General features: G+C 45.2%; 21 protein-coding genes and 1 riboswitch. Of the genes, 9 read left to right on the top strand and 12 right to left on the bottom strand.

Going from position 1 to position 19,712, the window contains the following annotated elements:
• Positions 1 to 78: 78 nt before the first annotated feature.
• Both BC8716_RS13595 and BC8716_RS13590 read right to left on the bottom strand, forming a co-directional pair.
• Entirely contained in the window at positions 79 to 1,026 is a 948-nt protein-coding gene (locus BC8716_RS13595) for an L-lactate dehydrogenase (protein WP_094426482.1), read from the bottom strand.
• A gap of 177 nt (positions 1,027 to 1,203) precedes the next feature.
• Positions 1,204 to 2,400: an MDR family MFS transporter gene (locus BC8716_RS13590; RefSeq protein WP_094426480.1), complete on the bottom strand. Its 1,197-nt coding sequence runs from the start codon at positions 2,398 to 2,400 to the stop codon at positions 1,204 to 1,206.
• Between the two features lie 361 nt (positions 2,401 to 2,761).
• On the opposite strand from BC8716_RS13590, the gene mnmM reads away from it, so the two are divergent.
• Both mnmM and BC8716_RS13580 read left to right on the top strand, forming a co-directional pair.
• The gene (gene mnmM / locus BC8716_RS13585) at positions 2,762 to 3,346 is read left to right on the top strand and encodes a tRNA 5-(aminomethyl)-2-thiouridylate-methyltransferase MnmM (RefSeq protein WP_094426478.1); all 585 of its coding nucleotides are present in this window, start codon (positions 2,762 to 2,764) and stop codon (positions 3,344 to 3,346) included.
• 62 nt (positions 3,347 to 3,408) lie between these two features.
• Entirely contained in the window at positions 3,409 to 4,002 is a 594-nt protein-coding gene (locus BC8716_RS13580) for a beta-class carbonic anhydrase (RefSeq protein WP_094426476.1), read from the top strand.
• A gap of 81 nt (positions 4,003 to 4,083) precedes the next feature.
• Here BC8716_RS13580 and BC8716_RS13575 read toward each other — a convergent pair whose 3' ends face one another.
• Positions 4,084 to 4,866 carry an alpha/beta hydrolase gene (locus tag BC8716_RS13575; protein ID WP_094426474.1) on the bottom strand — a complete coding sequence of 261 codons (783 nt, stop codon included), beginning with the start codon at positions 4,864 to 4,866 and terminating at the stop codon, positions 4,084 to 4,086.
• 93 nt (positions 4,867 to 4,959) lie between these two features.
• Between BC8716_RS13575 and BC8716_RS13570 the strand changes: the two genes are divergently transcribed.
• On the top strand, positions 4,960 to 5,499 hold the full coding sequence (locus BC8716_RS13570) for a gamma carbonic anhydrase (protein ID WP_094426472.1): 540 nt from the start codon (positions 4,960 to 4,962) through the stop codon (positions 5,497 to 5,499).
• 97 nt (positions 5,500 to 5,596) lie between these two features.
• On the opposite strand, the gene metK is transcribed toward BC8716_RS13570, so the two are convergent.
• Positions 5,597 to 6,814, bottom strand: a complete 1,218-nt coding sequence (gene metK, locus BC8716_RS13565; RefSeq protein WP_094426470.1) for a methionine adenosyltransferase — start codon at positions 6,812 to 6,814, stop codon at positions 5,597 to 5,599.
• A 175-nt stretch (positions 6,815 to 6,989) separates the two neighbouring features.
• Positions 6,990 to 7,098, bottom strand: a riboswitch (SAM riboswitch).
• Between the two features lie 254 nt (positions 7,099 to 7,352).
• On the opposite strand from metK, the gene pckA reads away from it, so the two are divergent.
• Positions 7,353 to 8,936 (top strand): phosphoenolpyruvate carboxykinase (ATP), encoded by a 1,584-nt coding sequence (pckA, locus tag BC8716_RS13560; protein WP_094426468.1) that lies wholly within the window; start codon positions 7,353 to 7,355, stop codon positions 8,934 to 8,936.
• 241 nt (positions 8,937 to 9,177) lie between these two features.
• Here the strand turns inward: pckA and BC8716_RS13550 are convergent, their stop codons facing one another.
• A complete protein-coding gene (locus BC8716_RS13550) occupies positions 9,178 to 9,960 on the bottom strand; it encodes an alpha/beta hydrolase family protein (protein ID WP_094426464.1) in 783 nt (260 codons plus the stop codon).
• A gap of 96 nt (positions 9,961 to 10,056) precedes the next feature.
• Between BC8716_RS13550 and BC8716_RS13545 the strand changes: the two genes are divergently transcribed.
• The 3 genes from BC8716_RS13545 to BC8716_RS13535 are packed head-to-tail and all read left to right on the top strand — an operon-like array spanning position 10,057 to position 12,598.
• Entirely contained in the window at positions 10,057 to 11,043 is a 987-nt protein-coding gene (locus tag BC8716_RS13545) for an ABC transporter substrate-binding protein (RefSeq protein WP_094426462.1), read from the top strand.
• A gap of 12 nt (positions 11,044 to 11,055) precedes the next feature.
• Positions 11,056 to 11,814: an ABC transporter ATP-binding protein gene (locus BC8716_RS13540; protein ID WP_094426461.1), complete on the top strand. Its 759-nt coding sequence runs from the start codon at positions 11,056 to 11,058 to the stop codon at positions 11,812 to 11,814.
• A 16-nt stretch (positions 11,815 to 11,830) separates the two neighbouring features.
• Entirely contained in the window at positions 11,831 to 12,598 is a 768-nt protein-coding gene (locus BC8716_RS13535) for an ABC transporter permease (protein ID WP_094429259.1), read from the top strand.
• Positions 12,599 to 12,623: 25 nt separating this feature from the next.
• On the opposite strand, the gene ytkD is transcribed toward BC8716_RS13535, so the two are convergent.
• From ytkD to BC8716_RS13515, 5 genes are all read right to left on the bottom strand, one after another.
• The gene (gene ytkD / locus BC8716_RS13530) at positions 12,624 to 13,106 is read right to left on the bottom strand and encodes an RNA deprotection pyrophosphohydrolase (protein WP_094426459.1); all 483 of its coding nucleotides are present in this window, start codon (positions 13,104 to 13,106) and stop codon (positions 12,624 to 12,626) included.
• A 65-nt stretch (positions 13,107 to 13,171) separates the two neighbouring features.
• On the bottom strand, positions 13,172 to 14,392 hold the full coding sequence (locus BC8716_RS13525; protein WP_094426457.1) for an MFS transporter: 1,221 nt from the start codon (positions 14,390 to 14,392) through the stop codon (positions 13,172 to 13,174).
• A gap of 119 nt (positions 14,393 to 14,511) precedes the next feature.
• Positions 14,512 to 15,003 (bottom strand): YwpF-like family protein, encoded by a 492-nt coding sequence (locus tag BC8716_RS13520; protein ID WP_011247728.1) that lies wholly within the window; start codon positions 15,001 to 15,003, stop codon positions 14,512 to 14,514.
• A gap of 39 nt (positions 15,004 to 15,042) precedes the next feature.
• Positions 15,043 to 15,195, bottom strand: coding sequence for a hypothetical protein (locus BC8716_RS22320; protein WP_157730444.1), 153 nt, complete (start codon positions 15,193 to 15,195; stop codon positions 15,043 to 15,045).
• A gap of 86 nt (positions 15,196 to 15,281) precedes the next feature.
• A complete protein-coding gene (locus BC8716_RS13515; protein WP_094426455.1) occupies positions 15,282 to 16,457 on the bottom strand; it encodes a MalY/PatB family protein in 1,176 nt (391 codons plus the stop codon).
• Positions 16,458 to 16,613: 156 nt separating this feature from the next.
• On the opposite strand from BC8716_RS13515, the gene BC8716_RS13510 reads away from it, so the two are divergent.
• Together BC8716_RS13510 and BC8716_RS13505 are read left to right on the top strand one after the other, a co-directional pair.
• Entirely contained in the window at positions 16,614 to 17,237 is a 624-nt protein-coding gene (locus BC8716_RS13510) for a deoxynucleoside kinase (RefSeq protein ID WP_094426453.1), read from the top strand.
• Positions 17,238 to 17,248: 11 nt separating this feature from the next.
• Positions 17,249 to 17,878: a deoxynucleoside kinase gene (locus BC8716_RS13505; protein ID WP_011247732.1), complete on the top strand. Its 630-nt coding sequence runs from the start codon at positions 17,249 to 17,251 to the stop codon at positions 17,876 to 17,878.
• Positions 17,879 to 17,914: 36 nt separating this feature from the next.
• Here the strand turns inward: BC8716_RS13505 and BC8716_RS13500 are convergent, their stop codons facing one another.
• Positions 17,915 to 18,523 carry a restriction endonuclease gene (locus BC8716_RS13500; protein WP_157730443.1) on the bottom strand — a complete coding sequence of 203 codons (609 nt, stop codon included), beginning with the start codon at positions 18,521 to 18,523 and terminating at the stop codon, positions 17,915 to 17,917.
• Between the two features lie 175 nt (positions 18,524 to 18,698).
• Positions 18,699 to 19,670: a siderophore ABC transporter substrate-binding protein gene (locus tag BC8716_RS13495; protein ID WP_094426449.1), complete on the bottom strand. Its 972-nt coding sequence runs from the start codon at positions 19,668 to 19,670 to the stop codon at positions 18,699 to 18,701.
• Positions 19,671 to 19,712 lie beyond the last annotated feature (42 nt).

The following is a 19,712-nucleotide window of genomic DNA, read 5'->3' as shown; positions in this document are numbered from 1 at the left end:
AACATATACCTATTTTAGCTATTCGATTCCACAAGAACAGTTTGTTTCTAAAAAAGAGTGCTAGTTTGCATGATAGTCTTAATAAGTTCCTTTTAGCATCTGGACGCTCTCAGTGAACTGTTGCCGCTCAAGGTCGTTCAACTTCAGTTCAAGCACTTCACGGACACCATTACGGTTTACAATTGCAGGTACAGCTATGCATACTTCTTTCGCTCCGAACTCGCCATTAAGAAATGTGCTGACGGTCATGACTGCATTTTCATTTTTTAACAGTGCTTTTGTGATGCGGACTAAACTCATGGCAATCCCATAATAAGTGGCGCCTTTTTTATGAATTATTTCATAGGCGGCGTCGCGGACGTTGGTAAAAATGTCATCTAAATCAGCTTTTTTATACGCTTTGTTCCGGAGCAAATACTGGGAAATTGGGACATTTCCAATTGTTGCTGTGCTCCATAAAGGCAGGGCGCTATCGCCATGTTCGCCTACCACATAAGCGTGGACGTGTTTAGCGGAAATTTGGAAGTACTCGCCTAGCATAAACCGTAGCCTTGCTGTATCTAACGTTGTTCCGCTGCCAATGACTCGTTTTTTAGGCAGGCCGCTAAAAGCTTGCGTCGCTTGCGTTAATAGATCAACAGGGTTTGTGGCGACCAGGAAAATACCGTTAAATCCACTTGCCATGACGGCATCCACTACTTCCTTAAAAATAATCACATTTTTTTCAAGCAGATCTAAACGTGTCTCCCCTGGCTTCTGATTTGCCCCAGCACTAATACAAACGACATCGGCCTCTTTACAATCTTCGTAATTGCCGTGCCATGTCGATGTGACGGAAGGAGCGAAAGCCTGCCCATGGTTTAAATCCATCACATCGCCACTTGCTTTTTCTTGATCTATATCAATAATGACAAGCTCCTTTGCCACCCCTTGGTTCATCAGTGCGAAGGCATAACTGCTGCCTACATGCCCCGTTCCAATGACAACAACGCGATCCCTTTTCGCTTTACTCGGCGTTCTGACCATAATCGTCCACATCCTTTTTGAGGATTTTGTGAAATTATTCACATGTATATTGTGCATTATTTCACAAATGTTTTCAAGTACACAACTTTGCCTATGTTTTTTTCGGTTAAAACGCGTGCTTTTTTCTAAAACAATACCGGCACTTAAAAAATGCTTATCTATCGTCTGAACAACGCTCTATTGAACGTTGTTCAGGTTATCATTCTGATGCTCTTTTAATAGCGGGCGGTCATAAATACGGGCTAGAGGAATCGCCAGTAGCAGTAAAATACTAATGAGGACAAACAGCACTTGGATTGAAAATCCATCTACCACTATGCCGCCGAGTAACGGACCAATCATGCGGCCGCCAGTGGCTACGCTATTGACAATGCCTTGATATGCACCTTCCCGTCCAGATGGAGCAAGGGCGTTGGCGATTGTTGGCACTGCAGGCCAGACAAACATTTCGCCGATTGTCAAAATGAGCATGGCGACAAAAAAGCCACTGAACACTTGGGCTTGTGTCAATACAAGATAGGACAAAGCAAAAATGAACAACCCAAGCCCCATTTGCCCTTTAAGCGTTAGTTTCCCCTTTTGGATCACCCAATGGATCAGGGGCTGTGCAAAGACAATTAACAATCCGTTCATCGTCCATAATATACTGTAAGCGTGCAATGGAATGCCGAGTGACTGAATGTAGACGGAAACATTGGCCTGCCACTGCGTATAGCCAAGCCAAGAAATGAAGAAAGCTACTGAAACAATCCATAGCGCTTGCAAACGGTATTTAGACGCTTTGTTGGCATGTTGAATTCCTGCTCCCGCGGTTCTTCCCTTGCTTCCTGACCAATGGCGAAAAAACACAGCAATGTAGACAAGTAGCAGCACATGCATGGCTGCATTGGCGACAAAAACGTCTGTCAAACGCACGAGCGTAACAACGCCAATTAATGCCGTTCCTAGCGATACACCCACATTTTGCGCTACATAAATCGCATTTGCTGACTTTCTCCCACCTTCTGGCCACAAACTTCCAGCAAGTGCATACATGGAAGGGGCCATCATTCCAGAACCAAACCCCATCCCCGCTAGAAAAACAGCGTACCATCCATATTCTCCATAATAGAAAGCGAGTAAAACAGCAGAGGCCGCAGATAGAACACAACCAAGCAAAATGGTAGGGTAGGCGCCAATTCGATCATACAATCTGCCACCAATCAAGCTGCCAAGTACGCCTGCCCCTGCATTTAGCATAAGCACAGCCCCCGAAGCTGTTAAACTTTGCCCAAGCAGTTGCGTCATAATGATTGCATTGAGTGGCCATAAAAACGAAGCGCCGGTAATGTTAATGGCTGTTGCCACCATTAAAATCCAAATTGATTTCGGCAAAACACGCGCCTCCTCTTTTTTCCTTTCTCACATTGTGCCTATGATAGTGTAGGAGAAATTCAGCAAATAAGCAACAAGCATATTCGCTGCAATTATGGTAAACTAAGAAAAAAATTCGCCAAAAGACAAGAGAAACACATGGCCTCTGTCTTGTAAAACGGCGATAGCTACTAGATGAAAAGGGAGTCGTCTAAATGATGAATAACCACCTCGGCACCGAAATCGCTCATCATCCCGTTGCCGTGTTCCCGTCCCCTGCAGCTCCCCTGACTGATCGAATCAGCTGCTTTTGGTATTTGCTTGACGTGTTTGCGTTGATCAAACAGTCTCGAATATGCCCCGCGCTTTGGGGGGAGGGGCCGTGAACCTTCTTGGCGTCCTGCCATTTGCCCATTCGTTGCTTACCAGCGCTGTACAGCCAGGGGATACCGTCGTTGATGCGACAATTGGAAATGGACACGATACATTGGTTTTGGCTAAACTTGTCGGTGAAACAGGAGTTGTGATCGGCTGCGACATCCAAGCATCCGCGCTAACCTCTACAAAGGCACGCCTTCAAAAAGCAGGTTTGGACAAGCAAGTCTCCCTATTCCAAATCGGCCATGAAAAGTTGGCGACTTTGCCGTTGTTTGTCAACTCAACCATCGCCGCTGCCATTTTTAATTTAGGCTATTTGCCTGGCGGAGACAAAGGCGTTACAACAACAGGGAAAACGACAATTGCAGCGATTGAGCAACTATTTAACCGTTTAAAACAAGGTGGCCTGATTGTTCTCGTCGTCTACCATGGACACCCACAAGGCAAAAAGGAAAAAAACGAACTAATGGCTTATGTCGAATCGCTTCCTCAAGAAATGGCCCATGTAGCGACGTACCAATTCATTAACCAAAAAAATGATCCTCCTTTTGTGGTAGCGATTGAAAAACGAGCGGATTCCCATCTTTAAGCGTCCGAGCGAGAGCAAACACTGGATTTTCTAAATAAAAGATAGAAGGAGAAGTGATCGAAATGAGCAAACTTGAATCGATTCTAGCTTTTAATGAAGCATTTGTAGCCAATAAAGAATATGAGCGCTTTAAAGCAGACAAATTTCCGCAAAAGAAAATCGTTATTTTAACATGCATGGATACGCGGCTCGTTGAATTGCTCCATAATGCGATGAATTTAAAAAATGGCGATGCTAAAATTATCCGCAATGCTGGCGCTGTCATCTCTCATCCATTTGGCAGCATCATGCGCAGCATTCTAGTTGCCATTTATGAATTAGGGGCCGAAGAAGTGTTTGTTATTGGTCACTACGGCTGTGGAATGACAGGCCTTTCTGCAAATTCCGTTCTCCAAAAGGCTGAAGAACGGGGCATTGATATGGATGAAATTAATGCGCTCCAATACGCTGGTGTAGATGTGAACAAGTTTTTAACTGGTTTTGAAAATGTAACGGAAAGCGTCAACCACAGTGTTGATATGGTTGTTAACCACCCGCTCTTGCCAAAGGATGTGCGGGTTCACGGCCTAGTCATCAATCCTGAAACAGGAAAGCTTGATTTGCTACAACGTGATTTGCAAAAAGGGGCAAACGCCAAGGAGCCACAAGACGCATAACAAAATGAAAGATGAAAGTAGATAGCAAAAAGATGGCCTCGGGCAGCACCCAAGGCCATCTTTTTTATCGATGATTGCCTGTTACGGAAACAGCATATTCACAAAGCCAATCGTAAAACGAAACACTTCTTCTTTTTCAGGTTCGTTAAAGAGCTCATGATAAAGGCCGTCCCATTCTTTGTACATTTTATGGTTGATCTGCAAATCATTAAACCAAGCAATGCCTGCTTGTTTATCAATCACATAGTCTTCTCCTGCAGCAAGCAATAATACGGGGATATTCGGCATTTTCTCCGGGTAACGCCTCGTAAGGCGCATGGCTTTTTCCAATTCATGGTACCAACGGGCAGAAACTTTCGTTACTCGCAACGGGTCCCGTGCATATTCTTCACGGACTTGCTCGCTCCTCGTCGTTTGTTCAGGAGACAAACCAGCGTTCATGCTAAACGCAGGCGCTACATGATTAAGCATTTTTGCTGCCGCCTTTTTCGGCGCAGGAATATCCATAGCGAGTTGCAAACAAGGCGAAGAAAGCACGAGCGCTTCCACAAACGAATGGTCTTTTTCCATTAATGTACGAATGGAAATGAGGCCGCCCATGCTGTGCCCAACAAGCACAATCGGCAATTGCTTTGTCCTTGCATGCTTAAGCCAGACATCCACTGTTTTTATGTATTTCTGAAATGAGTCGATATGCCCGCGCTTTCCCCGCGACTCCCCTTGCCCGGGCAAATCCCCTAGCAGGCAATCAAACCCATGTTGATTCCATTTTTCAACAAGCCAACGGTACCGACCGCTATGCTCCCCGGCTCCATGAACAATAACAGCAACGCCTCTGGCATCTGGAACGTCAAAATAGCGCACAGCCACTCCTCCTTATACAAGCTGTTGCTTCGCTACATTATGCGTTACACTTAGTATAGCTGTTTTTTTATTAAACGAAAAGGATGTGACAACATGATCCTTCCATACAAAGGTGTTGTTCCAACTATTGACCCGTCTGTATACTTAGCCGAGGGAGCGATCGTCACAGGCGATGTTACAATTGGTGCTCAATCAAGCGTATGGTTCCATACAGTTATTCGCGGTGATGTCGCCCCGACAATCATTGGAAAACGTGTCAATATTCAAGATCAATCAATGCTCCACCAAAGCCCCCATTCGCCACTAATTATTGAAGATGATGTCACAATAGGTCATCAAGCAATGCTCCATAGCGCGATCATCCGTAAACAAGCACTGATTGGCATGGGCTCCACGATTCTAGACGGCGCCGAAATTGGCGAGGGCGCATTTATTGGCGCCGGCAGCCTTGTCCCTCCTGGTAAGTCGATTCCGCCTGGAACACTTGCTTTTGGACGGCCTGCAAAAGTCGTCCGTCCTTTAAATGAAACAGACAAAAAAGAAATGGCACGGATTCGCCAGGAATACGTAGAAAAAGGCCAATACTACAAATCGTTGCAGCAACAGACAGCGACAAAAAGCAGCGATCAATAGTTGCTATGCTCGTGAAGGCACAAAGCAATCGCAATCACACACCAATGTTAAAAAGCCTGCCGGCAAAACGAGCCGGCAGGCTTTCATACTGTTTTTCTTAGTTTGCTTCTAATTTTAAAACATCTTCTTTTAAAGCGGCTGCCTTGTCTGTCGCTTCCCATGGAAGTGGGACATCGGTGCGACCGAAATGGCCGTAAGCAGCAGTTTGCTTATAAATCGGGCGGCGCAAATCGAGCATGCGAATAATGCCAGCTGGACGGAGATCAAAATGCTTGCGAACCAACTCGACGAGGACATCTTCCGCTGCTTTGCCAGTCCCAAATGTATTAACAGCGATTGAAACAGGCTGGGCAACGCCAATTGCATAAGCGAGCTGTACTTCGCATTTATCAGCAAGGCCTGCTGCGACAATATTTTTGGCTACATAACGTGCGGCATAAGCGCCAGAACGGTCTACTTTCGTTGCATCCTTGCCAGAAAAAGCGCCACCGCCATGTCGAGCATACCCGCCATACGTATCAACAATGATTTTGCGCCCTGTTAAGCCGGCATCTCCCTGAGGTCCGCCAATGACAAAACGGCCAGTCGGATTAATAAAGTATTTTGTTTCTTCATCGATTAACACGCTTGGCACGACAGCTTCAATCACATGCTTTTTTAAGTCTGCTTGAATTTGCTCGAGCGTCACTTCAGGAGCATGCTGTGTTGAAAGAACAATCGTATCGACGCGAATCGGCGTATCGTTTTCATCGTATTCAATCGTCACTTGCGTTTTCCCATCAGGACGCAAATATCCAAGCGTCCCATTTTTGCGGACTTCCGTTAGGCGACGGGAAAGTTTATGGCTAAGCGAGATAGGAAGAGGCATCAGTTCTTCGGTTTCATTGGTTGCAAATCCAAACATCAACCCTTGGTCACCAGCGCCAATTGCTTCTATTTCCGCATCGGTCATTTGTCCTTCACGAGCTTCTAGAGCTTTGTCCACCCCTTGTGCAATATCCGCAGATTGTTCATCAATTGATGTCAATACGGCGCATGTTTCTGCATCAAAACCATACTTGGCCCGTGTGTAGCCAATTCCCTTAATCGTTTGACGAACGACACTCGGTATGTCCACATACGTATTTGTCGTAATCTCGCCTGCTACGAGTACCAACCCAGTAGTGACAGACGTTTCGCAAGCGACTCGTGCATTCGGGTCTTTCTTTAAGATTTCATCTAATATAGCGTCGGAAATTTGATCACAAATTTTATCAGGATGCCCTTCCGTAACAGATTCAGATGTAAATAAATGTCTACCTCTTTTTACAGACATTGTGCAGCTCCTCCTTTTAATACGGCCTGTTGCTTAGCCCAAATAGAACGAACAATACAGAGGGTTATCCGCCTCGTTTGTTTTTGTCTTGCAAAGGCGTGTAGTCGGCGCAAAAGCCTTGGGCACAACAAAAGCCCTTTTCCATGAGGAAAAGGGCTGTCCATTTACCTTTCGCCTCTTATCTTCCAGAACGCCGAGCATTCTGCAGGTTAGCACCTTTACACGTTATCGTGTTGGTTGCTGGGCTTCTTCGGGCCTGTCCCTCCGCCATCTCTGGATAAAAGCGTTATGTTAACTGCATCTCGATAACACCCAGCGTTCCCTTTGTTAGAGGATGCTGGCGCTTCGTTCGTTTCGCGACTAAGTTTAACATATTCCACCATAGAAGAAAAGGCATTTCTAAAAGCTTTTTACCAGCCTACTTGCTTTACCGCCTAATCTAAAAAAGAATGACATATTTATTCACTTTAGTATGGACTATTAAATAAAATGTGTTATACTAAAGCCACTTAAAATTGCAAAAAGGAGCTATTAAAACATGAAAATGCTTCACCGTTCAGCTTTACTAGAACAATTGCTTTCAAGTCCTAAAACGTTGCGCCAATTGCCTGCCCCGACACTCGTCGAGCATGCGCTCCAACGGAACGAAGGCATATTGACCGATTCTGGCGCACTTGCTGTCAAAACAGGCCTTTACACTGGCCGCTCGCCTCAAGACAAGTTTATTGTCGATGAACCAACGTCTAGAGATTCCATTCATTGGGGCACAACGAATAAGCCCATTTCATCGGAAGTGTTCACCCGGTTAAAAGACAAAGTGTTACATTATTTGCAACAAAAAGAGGTCCGTTACGCATCCGTTGGCTTCGCTGGCGCTGATCCTTCTTTCCAACTGCCAATTACGTATTTAAATGAGTTTGCTTGGCATCACTTGTTTGCTAGACAGCTATTTATTCGTGAGCAAGCTCCTTCAAACAATGGCTTGGAACCATTTACGATCATTAGCGCACCGACGTTTAAAGCCGATCCATCTGTCGACGGCACTCGCTCAGAAGCGTTTGTCATCATCTCATTTGAGCAACGCATTATTTTAATTGGCGGTACTGAATATGCCGGTGAAATGAAAAAAGCGATCTTTTCCGTGATGAATTACTTGCTCCCTGAAGCAGGCGTGCTGCCAATGCACTGCTCAGCCAACACAAACGATGAAGGAGAAACGGCACTCTTTTTTGGCCTCTCAGGTACCGGCAAAACGACACTGTCAGCTTCTGAACATAGGCGCCTAATCGGCGATGACGAGCACGGCTGGTCAGAAAAAGGCATCTTTAACATTGAAGGAGGCTGCTACGCCAAATGCATTGGCCTTTCAAAAGAAAGCGAACCGCAAATTTGGAACGCCATTGCTTTCGGGGCAGTCCTTGAAAATGTTGTCGTCGATCCACACACGGGCAAACCTGACTTTAAATGCGGCGAGCTGACGGAAAATACGCGGGCTGCATACCCGCTTGAAGCGATCCCAAATGCTTTGCTGCCTAGTGTTGCCGGGCCTCCAAAAGCGATTATATTCTTGACTGCTGATGCATTTGGCGTATTGCCGCCAATCAGCAAGTTGACAAAAGAACAAGCGATGTACCATTTCCTATCTGGCTACACGAGCAAACTAGCAGGAACTGAACGAGGCATTACCCAACCTGAAGCGACATTTTCTACTTGCTTTGGCGCTCCGTTCTTGCCACGCAAACCAGAAGAGTACGCCACTATGCTAGGGGACAAATTGGAAAATGACGACGTCCAAGTGTTTCTTGTAAACACAGGCTGGACAGGGGGTAGCTATGGAACTGGCACACGCATGAAGCTTGCTTATACACGTGCCATGGTAGAAGCGGCTTTACAAGGAAAATTGGATGAGATTGAAACAGTGTGCGATCCCATTTTTGGCCTTTATGTCCCAACACACTGCCCTGGAGTCCCTGATGAGCTGTTAACCCCTCGCCGCGTGTGGAAGGACGAAGCAGCTTATAAAACAACCGCCTTACAGCTTGCTAAGCAGTTCCACGAAAATTTTTCTGCCTTTCCGGCAGCAAAAGACAGCGTCCGCCTTGCTGGACCACGCCTTTCATAACCTTTAATAAGCAGGCAGCTTTTTAGCTGCCTGCTTGAGGTTGTCGACAAAGTCGATACCGCACTCATACTGATAGAAAATGTTTGTCAGACGCGGAGTGCGGCCGATAGAAGATGCGAAAGAACAGGGGTTCATGAGCATCTGTTTTCTTGCGGATAAAACGACAGTTTTAAAGCATATGACCGAGACAAACGCTCCCATTGTCGTCGTTTCCTTGTTCGTACCGGCTAACACGTTTGCCTCAGCCTGAGTGATGTTTTGCCTTCATCCATGACGCTGCCTTTCTCAATACTTTTTCTTGCTCTTCGGCTGGGAAGTGATGGGAAAAATCAGCGAAAAACCATGATTCGGCATTCTGGCTACCCTTGGCTGCGCGCAGCCCTTTTTGAGCGTGTACAATCGATACATGCTCATCTTTTTCGCCATGTATGAAAAGAAGCGGGGGACGAAAATCGCTTAAATGGCGAAGTGGTGTTCGTTTTTCATATAGTTCTGGTCGTTTCCACGGCGTTCCACCAATCACGCGTTTCATCATTCTCCGCAAGTCAACGCGCTCCTTATAGGTTAATACCATATCGGTTACGCCACTCCAACAGACAATGCTAGTCGCTTCTGGCCGCATAAGCCCTGTCCAAAGCGCCATGATGCCCCCTCTTGAAAACCCCACTACATGGACGCCCGCCTCTTTTTCAACAAGAGGATGGCTGCTTAGCAGATCAAAACCGCTGTATGCGTCAACACGATCATCTCCACAAAAGTCCTCTCTGCCTTCGCCACCGCGATTACCCCGGTAATAAGGAGCAAACACTACAAATCCCTCGTGAGCCCACTGGATGACACGCTGTGTTCTGACCATGCCCACTGATTTAATGCCTCCGCGCAAATACAACAACCCTGGTTGTTTGTTTCGAGACTTCGGTTCTGCTAATAAACCGTACACCGTTAACGCGCCACTTTTGTAAGATGTCTCGTATAAATGAATATTCGGATGGGGCGACGGAACACGTTCTTTTGTGATGATCATAAAAAAACCCCTTTTATTAAAATGGGCAAACACCCTTTTTTTTGTGCGTGCATAGTGTAAGCAAAGGCAAAGGCAATTAAAAGGAGTGAAAGACTCGTGAAAAAACGAAATATTGCTATTGGCACAGCGATTGCCTGCCTTCTTTTGGCGGCATGTGGCCAAAATACGGACAAAGAAACGGTGCGTGTTGCCGAAGTGACTCGGTCTGTCTTCTACGCCCCTTTTTATCTCGCAATCGCCGAAGGCTATTTTGCCGATAACGGGATTGACATCGAACTGACTACGACTTGGGGAGGCGATAAAACGATGACTTCCCTTTTATCTGACGGGGCGGAAATCGCTCTAGTGGGGTCAGAAACATCCATTTATGTCGCTTCCCAGGAAGCTGCTGATCCGGCGATTAACTTTGCAGCATTGACGCAAACAGATGGAACCTTTCTCGTTGCCAGAGAAGATACAGGCGATTTTCAGTGGGAAGATTTGAAGGGAAGTACGTTTTTAGGCCAACGCAAAGGCGGCATGCCGCAAATGGTTGGCGAATATGTGCTTAAACAGCATAACATCGACCCTCACGCAGACTTAGAGCTTTTGCAGAATATCGAGTTCGCCAACATCTCCAGTTCTTTCGCTTCTGGCACAGGCGATTATGTCCAATTGTTTGAGCCACAAGCATCGCTTTTTGAAGAAGAAGGAATCGGTACAGTTGTTGCCTCTTTCGGCACTGAAGCTAAGCAAGTCCCCTACACTTCTTTTATGGCCAAACAGAGTGTCCTGGACCAAAATGCCGACTTGTTCGTCCGCTTTAGCGCAGCCCTTTATGAAGGACAAAAACAAATCCAATCACAGTCTCCTGAAGAAACGGCTAAAGCGATTGAGCCCTTTTTTGAAGACACCCCTATTGCCATTTTAGCAAGTTCAGTCGAACGCTATAAAGAGCAAGGCTCTTATGCAGAAGATCCTGTTTTAACAGAAGAAGCGTGGGCACAGTTGCTTGAAATCATGGAAGAAGCAGGAGAGCTACCGGAACCGATTCCCTTTAGTGAACTTGTCAATGATGAAATTAGCAAACAAGGAATGGAATAAGGAGGCACGATCATGGCATCCTTACGCATTGACCGACTTTCTTTCACTTACGTCAACGAATCAGGTGCTTTTCAAGCATTAAAAGATGTTTCCCTTGAAGTAAAAGAAGGGGAATTTGTCTCATTCATTGGCCCCAGTGGTTGCGGCAAAACAACGATCCTTTCGATCATTGCAGGATTGCTGGAACAGACCGAAGGATCGCTGTCTCTTGATACCGCCAATAATGGCCAAATTGGCTATATGCTGCAACACGATTATCTGTTTCCTTGGCTAACGATTGAAGACAACATTACCATTGGCCAACGGATTCGCGGCAGCTATACAGAGTTGTCAGCAAAAAAAGCGCTGCGATGGCTAAACCGCTTTGGCCTTAGCGATAAACGGCATGAGCGTCCACAAGCGCTTTCAGGAGGAATGCGCCAACGTGTCGCCCTTGTCCGCATGTTAGCTACTGACCCATCGCTGCTATTGCTTGATGAACCTTTTTCCGCATTGGACCAACAAACAAAACTCAAGCTGGAGGAGCTCGTTTTTAACACGTTGAAGTCGGAACAGAAAACAGCCATTCTTGTAACGCATGATATTGGCGAAGCGATTGCAATGAGCGACCGGATCGTTTTGTTCACCCAAAAGCCCGGCCGTGTCGCACAAATTTTTTCTGTTCCACAAGCATTAAGACAACTTTCTCCTTTTGAGGCCCGAAACCATCCAGAATTCAACAATCAATTTCAGCTCATTTGGAAGGAGTTGGAACGACTTGACACCACATGATTTGCACCAACGCTACATGACTACCCGTCAAAAGGAAAAACGGTTCATTCGCCTCACACAGCTAGCGATTGTATTTGCTCTTGTAATTGGTTGGGAAACAGCCTCACGTTTAGCATTAATCGACCCGCTGCTATTTAGCATGCCCTCACGAATCGTCAGTTTGCTTTATGAGCATATCGTCGCCGGAACGCTATGGCTCCATACCGGGGTGACGATGTTTGAAACGGTTCTTGGCTTTCTCCTAGGCACCGTTGCTGGGACGTTATTGGCAGCTTTGCTTTGGTGGTCGAAAAAGTTGGCTGAAATCCTTGACCCATTTTTAGTCATATTAAATTCAATGCCAAAAGTAGCGATTGGCCCGATTTTGATTGTTGGGCTTGGGCCAAACATGACTTCTGTCATTGCTATGGGCATGCTCGTTTCCGTCATCATTACAACAATGGTTGTTTACACAGCATTTAAAGAAGTAGATGACAACTATTTGAAAGTACTGCAAACATTTTCTGCATCCAAATGGCAACAATTCCGCCACGTCGTGTATCCAGCAACGATACCGGTAATTGTTTCAACGCTAAAAATGAATGTAGGGTTATCGTGGGTCGGCGTCATTGTCGGTGAATTCCTCGTTAGCAAGCAAGGGTTAGGCTACTTAATCATCTATGGATTCCAAGTATTTAACTTTAACTTAGTGTTCATGAGCTTGCTCGTCATCGCGCTTTTGGCCACGCTTATGTACATTGCAGTCGAGCGCTTAGAAAAACGGATAACTGAGCATCACCGTTAAGCATGCCCTTGTACTCTTTCTCATGCTACGAAACAATCCCTTGTGCGATTGCATAGGCAGTCGCTTTGGGAACAACTTCGTCTTTCATAATAAAGCTAAAACGAGGGTCCTCTTTCAAGGCAGCTGGAAGCTCCTTTAGCAAAAGAGGCCCCTTTGTTTCCATATAGCAATCTTTTTCTTCCATTTCAGTGACAATGCCTGCAAAAATATCTTTGCAAAAAGACGTTCCCGACCGCCCCTCTACTTGATATTGGCCAATATAAACGATGGTGCCAATATGTGCACCTGTCTCTTCCCAAACTTCACGCACCGCCGCATCTTTTGTCGTCTCGCCATTTTCTACTTTTCCGCCTGGGAATTCATAGCCACGCTCTCGGTGTTCAGTGAGCACCCACTGCTGGTGAAAACGGGGAAGTACAAGCACGTGCCCCGCCGCCTCTGTAAATCGCTCTTCCTTCCCGAGAACGAGTTTCACCTTTTGCCCTTGGGGATCAATAAATTGTTCCATACACAACCGCCTTTTTCGATTTCCTCTTTTGTTAAAAGTATAGCCAATTGCGGTTAATGCGTCTATTATTGCCAAGTCTGCGACACTTTTTTATGTGGCCGTACACCCCAAAATACAAGCAAAACCGACAAAACGACAAGAAGGGCATTCCCTGTAAATGTCCAGAAATGGTTCCCTTTCATAAAAAGAGCAAACAATGGCGGCCCAATCGCTACACCTACAAAGCGCATGCTGTTATAAAACGATGTCACCGACCCTCGCTGTTCCATGGGAATCCCTTCTGTCACAAATGCATCCAGGCTCGGTAGCGCCGCGCCAATGCCTACCCCTGCTGCAAAAAGTGCTGTCAGCATTACATACAATTCCTTATTAAACGAAACGACAAACGTCGAAACAGCAAGAAGGCACAATCCTGCTACTGTCATCCATTTCATTTTGATTTGGTCTTGGCCAATGATTCGCCCTGTCCCATACGACGTCAAGCACAATGCCATTAACGGAAACGCTAAAATAACGCCTTTCCTAATTCCATCAATATGGTGCGTCTCTTCTAAAAACGATGACAAATAAAAAAGGACGCCGAATAAAATGTACATGCACATCCCACCAACAAAAAATACTACATAAAGCCAGCGCCCTTCCCGTTTAAAGATCTTTTTCATCGACTTTAAAAAACGCGCTAAGTTTGTCGGCTTTTTCGCTAAAGGCGGGCTTTCTACTAAAAATAAGACAAGAAAAATGGAGACAAAACAAAAAATAGGAAATGAAAAAAACGGCAAGTACCAAATAATAGAAGCAAGTACGGCCCCAAAAATCGGGCTTAGCACTTTGCCAAATGTATTAGCAGTCTCAATTATGCCTAACCCTTCACTGACATCTTGGTTGTTTTTAAATAAATCACCGACAAATGGCATCACAATCGGCGATGCCCCAGCTGCCCCAATTCCTTGCAACAGCCGGCCAATTAAAATGACCCAATAAGCATTGTCCATTTTCCATGCGGCTAACCCGGCCATTAGCCCGCCAATCCCGGCAATAATTAAACTTGGGATAATGACCGGCTTTCGCCCTACATGGTCAGAAATATAGCCCGCAATAGGAATAAACACGATTGCAACCACAGAATAAACAGTAATAAGAAGACTAACCATAAAAGAACTTATTTGCAATTGTTTTCCAATAGTCGGCAGCACTGGAATCAACATCGAGTTTCCAAGCGTCATGACTAGCGGCACGGAGGCAAGGGATAGCAACCCCCATGTTTTCTTTGTTTTTCCCACAATCACGGCGCTCCTTTTTCCACTCATTTTCCTGTTATTATGGAGCAAAAACGATAAAGCTATACAACACGCCCGCCCACGAAAAAAGCAACGGAAGAACGCGCCTCCCGTTGCTTTTGCTTTTGTCAAAGCAAATGGTAATTTTTATCTTTTTTCAAGTCTTGGTACACTTCTTGAATGGTTTTATCCGAATATGCCTCTAACTTCTCGACTCGTCGTTTAAATTCATCCACCACGTCAGCCCGTTCGATTCCTTCAGCAAGAATGTCTTCAAACACATCCTCCAGCACGTCATCCCGGCCTGAAACAATTTTCCCTTTTAATACGACACTTTTTCCTTGATCCAATTCTGTAATCGCTTCAATGGAAGTAATCATGACCGCGGGGTGGTTGTTTTTGCTCGTAATGACGACACTAACGAGTATATGGCGCTCTGCTTCCTGTTCTCTTTCAAAAAAATGGGCATCCTCATTGGAGACAACTGCGTCAAGAAACCATGTCTTGTCTTCGTTTTCCATATTGATAATGAGGCCGTCTTTAAAAGGAATGGGGTGTTGTTCCATTTTCCCCCCTTGCCCGTCAATCACTTGCAATGCATACAGTTTAAATGTCTTCAATTACCTTCCTCCCCACGTCTTGCCTAGCCCTAGTGTCAGTTAAGATGTCTTCATTTGCCCGTAAGCGAGATACATCTGCCGCTGTTCAATCCATTCCAACAGTTCTTTTTCCGGTTTGGTTAATTCGCGGTTCAATGAGCGTGTAAATTCCTGCTCCAAGGTTTCCGACAATGATTTTAAAGGCCTGCTCATATAGGCAACGACTCCTTTAATCGGACGTATTAGGATGACAAGACACCTATATATTCTATTCGCCTTCAAAATACGACTTTCCTGCATCAAAAACCTCTATTTTCATAAGCGCGGCGGATGCGCTCCAACCCTTCCGTAAGCGTTTTTCGAGAAGTTGCCAAATTCAAACGCTCGAAATCGCGGCCCTCTTCCCCGAAAATTGCACCATGGTTAAGGGCAACTTTCGCTTCTTGCAGCAACCATTTTTTCCGTTCATCAGGGTGAAGGCCGAGCTCTTGGCAATTTAGCCATAATAAGTATGTTCCTTGTGGTTGGATCGGCTTGATTTTTGGCATATAAGTTGCCAAATAGTCCGCAGCAAACTGATAATTTGCTTGGATGTATGCCATTAATTCCTTTAGCCAAGGCTTTCCGTGCTCGTATGCAGCTTTGGTAGCAATGTCAGAGAACATATTGCTTCCATTCATAAATGTCGCTGCCAGCTCTCTACGGAATTCCAGCCGAAGCTTCGGATCTTCAATAATCACGTAGGCTCCTTGAACGCCGGCGAGATTAAATGTTTTCGTTGGCGCTAGCGCTGTAAACGTACGGTTTGCAATTGTTTTTGTAACAGTTGCAAACGGTGTGTGTGTATACCCCTCAAATAGCAAGTCGGCATGGATTTCATCAGAAATCACATAAAGGTTGTGGCGCTCACATATTTCGGCCAGCGCTTGCAACTCTTCTTTGCTCCACACGCGCCCGCCTGGATTATGTGGGTGGCACAACAGAAGCATTTTTGTTTTGTCTGTGATCACCTGCTCCAGCCCAGCTAAATCCATTTTATAGTGGTTTCCATCAAATAGAAGCGGATTTTTCACAAGTTGCCGTTTGTTTTTTTCGATTACATCATAAAACGGGTAATATACAGGTGGTTGAATAATGATTTCGTCGCCTTCATTTGTAAAGGTTTTAATTAAATTGCTTAATGCCGGCACAACGCCTGTTACATGGACGATGGAGTCGGCTTCTATTTTCCAACCATACTGGGAGTCTACCCAGTTTACAATCGCTTCGTCTGCCTCAATGGAAGGGGCGGCATAGCCATAAACGCCATGTTCGACTTTAGCCTTTAAAGCATCAATAACAGCGGTCGGCGCTTTAAAATCCATATCTGCTACCCACATTGGCAACAAATCATCTTCGCCAAACCGTGCTTTTGTTCCATCCCATTTCATCGAATTGGTTCCTCTACGTTCGATTACTTTATCAAATTCATTCATCGCATACTGCTTAACAGCAGTCTCCCTCCTCTGCTCATTTCACCTCATTTACTCCATTAAGTGTACCACATTTTTTGACGTTCGACTTTCACACTGCTTGACCACAAAACGTGGTACACTAGCACATGTAAACATGCAAAACGAGGAGGAAACGGATTGACGACCCCATTTATATGTGTAGAAGGAGTGATTGGCGTCGGAAAGACAACGTTGGCCAAAGCGATTGCTACCCACTATGGGCGAGAATGCTTGCTTGAAATCGTTGAAGAAAACCCTTTTCTTGAAAAATTTTATGGCAATATGGAGGAATGGAGTTTTCAAACGGAAATGTTTTTTCTGTGCAACCGCGTCAAACAACTAGAAGATATCGACCCTGTTCTTAACCACAAACCAGTCGTGTCGGACTACCATATATGCAAAAACTTAATTTTTGCCCGACAAACGCTGTCTGCTTTCAAATGGAGCCAATACCAACGTATTTTTCAAATTTTAAATGAGCCATTGCCAAAGCCAACAGTCGTCATTTACTTAAAAGCAGGCTTGTCCACACTGACCAACCGTATTACCAAAAGGGGGCGTCCTTTTGAAAAAGAGATGGATCCCGATTATTTGCGCAAGCTCTCAGACGATTATGAGGCGACAATGGCAGAACTCGCTAAAGAGGAAAACACAACGGTTTTAACGATTGACACGGACGACCTTGACTTTGTCGCCAATACGAGTGATTTGGACTTTGTATTTGCCAAAATTGATGCATGCTTGACATCTGTTAACCATTAAGGAGCTTACCAATGTTACATATTCCTAATAATGCGATCATTACTGTAGCCGGCACAGTCGGAGTTGGAAAAACGACTTTGACGCACGCACTTGCCGACGAGCTAAATTTTAAAACATCCTTTGAAAAAGTAGACAACAACCCATACTTAGACAAATTTTATCGCGATTTCGAACGGTGGAGTTTCCACTTGCAAATTTACTTTTTAGCCGAGCGCTTTAAAGAACAGAAGCGAATGGTAGAAGAAGGTGGTGGCTATATTCAAGACCGTTCGATCTATGAAGACACAGGCATATTCGCGAAAATGCACGCCGATAAAGGCACGATGACACAAACCGATTACCAAACCTATACAAGCTTATTTGAAGCAATGGTGATGACGCCTTACTTTCCACGCCCAGATGTATTAATCTACTTGCATGGCGATTTTGACTCGATTTTAGACCGTATTCAAGCACGAGGGCGCGAAATGGAAAAACAAACGCCCCTTTCTTATTGGGAAGAAATGTACAACCGTTATGAAACTTGGATTTCTTCCTTTTCCGCCTGTCCGGTTTTACGCCTTGATATTCGCGAATACGATTTACTTGCTGACCAATCATGCATTAAACGAATTGTTCATGAGCTAAGCACTTATTTTTAATAAAAAAACAGCGAAGCTGCCTTCGCTGTTTTTTTGTTATTTGTAAAAATAATCGCCGGCTGAAACGCGCTTTCGGCTCTGTTCGACTTCGATTAAAGCTGGCTTTCCCTTGACAGGTTCAGGCAATTGCGGCGTTTTTACCACCCAACTTGCTTCTTCAAGCTTGCCTTTACGTAGCAAACTAGCCAGTTCTTCGAGGTCTTCACGTAGTAAGAAATGGGTATTTGTCGCTGCGGCCAGCCTCCAGCATGCTTCTGTCACTTTTTCGGCAGACGTGATGACCAATGACTTGTCAGCGTTATAAAAAACTTGCGCTCCATACACTTCTTGCACACAGGCTAAGCCAAGGTTGGCGCTATACCGTTTCGCTTGTATGACCCACTTATGCCCTTCTTCATCGACAACGACTAAATCAGCACCAAAGTCGCGCGCTTTCGCTGTTTGGTACGTTTCATAGCCAAGCGCTGCAAACACGACTGCCAGATAATCTTCAAACTCGCCGCCTTCCATGCGGTCAATATCTTTTATCGTGATTTTGCTTACGTCTGTGCGCTTCTTTCTTCTAAGAGCGATACGGAGCGCCCAAACAGCAGCCAACAATACTGCTAAGGCGAGCAACCATAAGGGGAATGAAGTACTTTCCACATCAACCGTTCCTTTTAAAAAGCAAATTAGATTCCTACTATTATAAGTTCCTGAAACGCTAGAAAGCTTTAGTATACCATAGGGCATCCAATCAAAAAAACTTGGTTCCATCACTAGAACCAAGTTTCTGAGTAAGGTTATCGACTTTGTTTCGATCCCTTAAAAAGGGTTGTGCCTATTCTGTCTCAAACATGCTGTCAATTTCATCAACGATCAGCTTAACTGATTCAAGGCCGCTGCCACTTAAGTACCAAACTTCGCCGTCTAATACATAAATGTCATCGTTTTGTGCTGCTTTGGTTCGGGCGACAAGCTCGTTGTCAATGACTTGTGTTGCTGTGGCTTCGTTGCCAATAGAAGCGCCTCGGTCAATCATAAATATATAATCAGGGTCTACATCGGCAATGTATTCAAACGAAACCGTTTCCCCATGGTTTTCAGCTTCAATGTCATCTGCTGTTTTAATGCCTAGGACATCATGGATAATGCCAAAACGTGAACCTGCGCCGAATGCGCTCGCAGACCCTTCATCAGCAGACAAAATCAAGGCATTTTTATCTGTGTTGTCGGCCCGCTCTTTGACGTTGTCGATCGTTTCATGGATGCCTGCAAGCTGCTCTTCTACTTCGTCTTGCGCTTCAAAAATATCGCCCAGCGTCCGCATATTGGTTTCAAACGATTCCATAAAGTTTTCGTTGTCAACGGCCATATAAACCGTTGGCGCAATTTCACTTAATTCTTCATAATTCTCAGACGCACGGCCAGAAATGAAAATGACGTCTGGCTCCATGCTGTGAATCAACTCGAAGTTTGGTTCAAACAACGAACCGACATCCTCATAGTCGTCGCTTTCAAACTCAGACAAGTAGTCAGGGATGTTGTTCGCTTTTGGGATTCCAGATACTTCTCCGCCTAGCGCACGAATCGAATCGGTAATGCCATGGTCAAACGAAACGACCACTTCTGGGTTAACCGGTACTTTGACAACCTCGCCGTTCATTGATTCCACTTCGATCGTTTCTTCAGTCGCTTCTGTGCTCGTTCCTTCGCCAGCACTTGTTTGCTCATTTTCATCTGAACTTGTACCGCAAGCGGCTAAACTTACTGTTGCAAAAGCTGTTAATGCCCACATAAATGGTTTTTTCATGTCTAATTGCCTCCTCTATTCTCTCTCTATAGGCCCCCTAAT

The sequence above is a fragment of the Shouchella clausii genome (assembly GCF_002250115.1).
In the GTDB taxonomy this organism is placed as follows: domain Bacteria; phylum Bacillota; class Bacilli; order Bacillales; family Bacillaceae_D; genus Shouchella; species Shouchella clausii.
The sequence above is the reverse complement of the archived record's forward strand: the minus strand, read 5'-3'. Positions and strand labels throughout refer to the sequence as shown.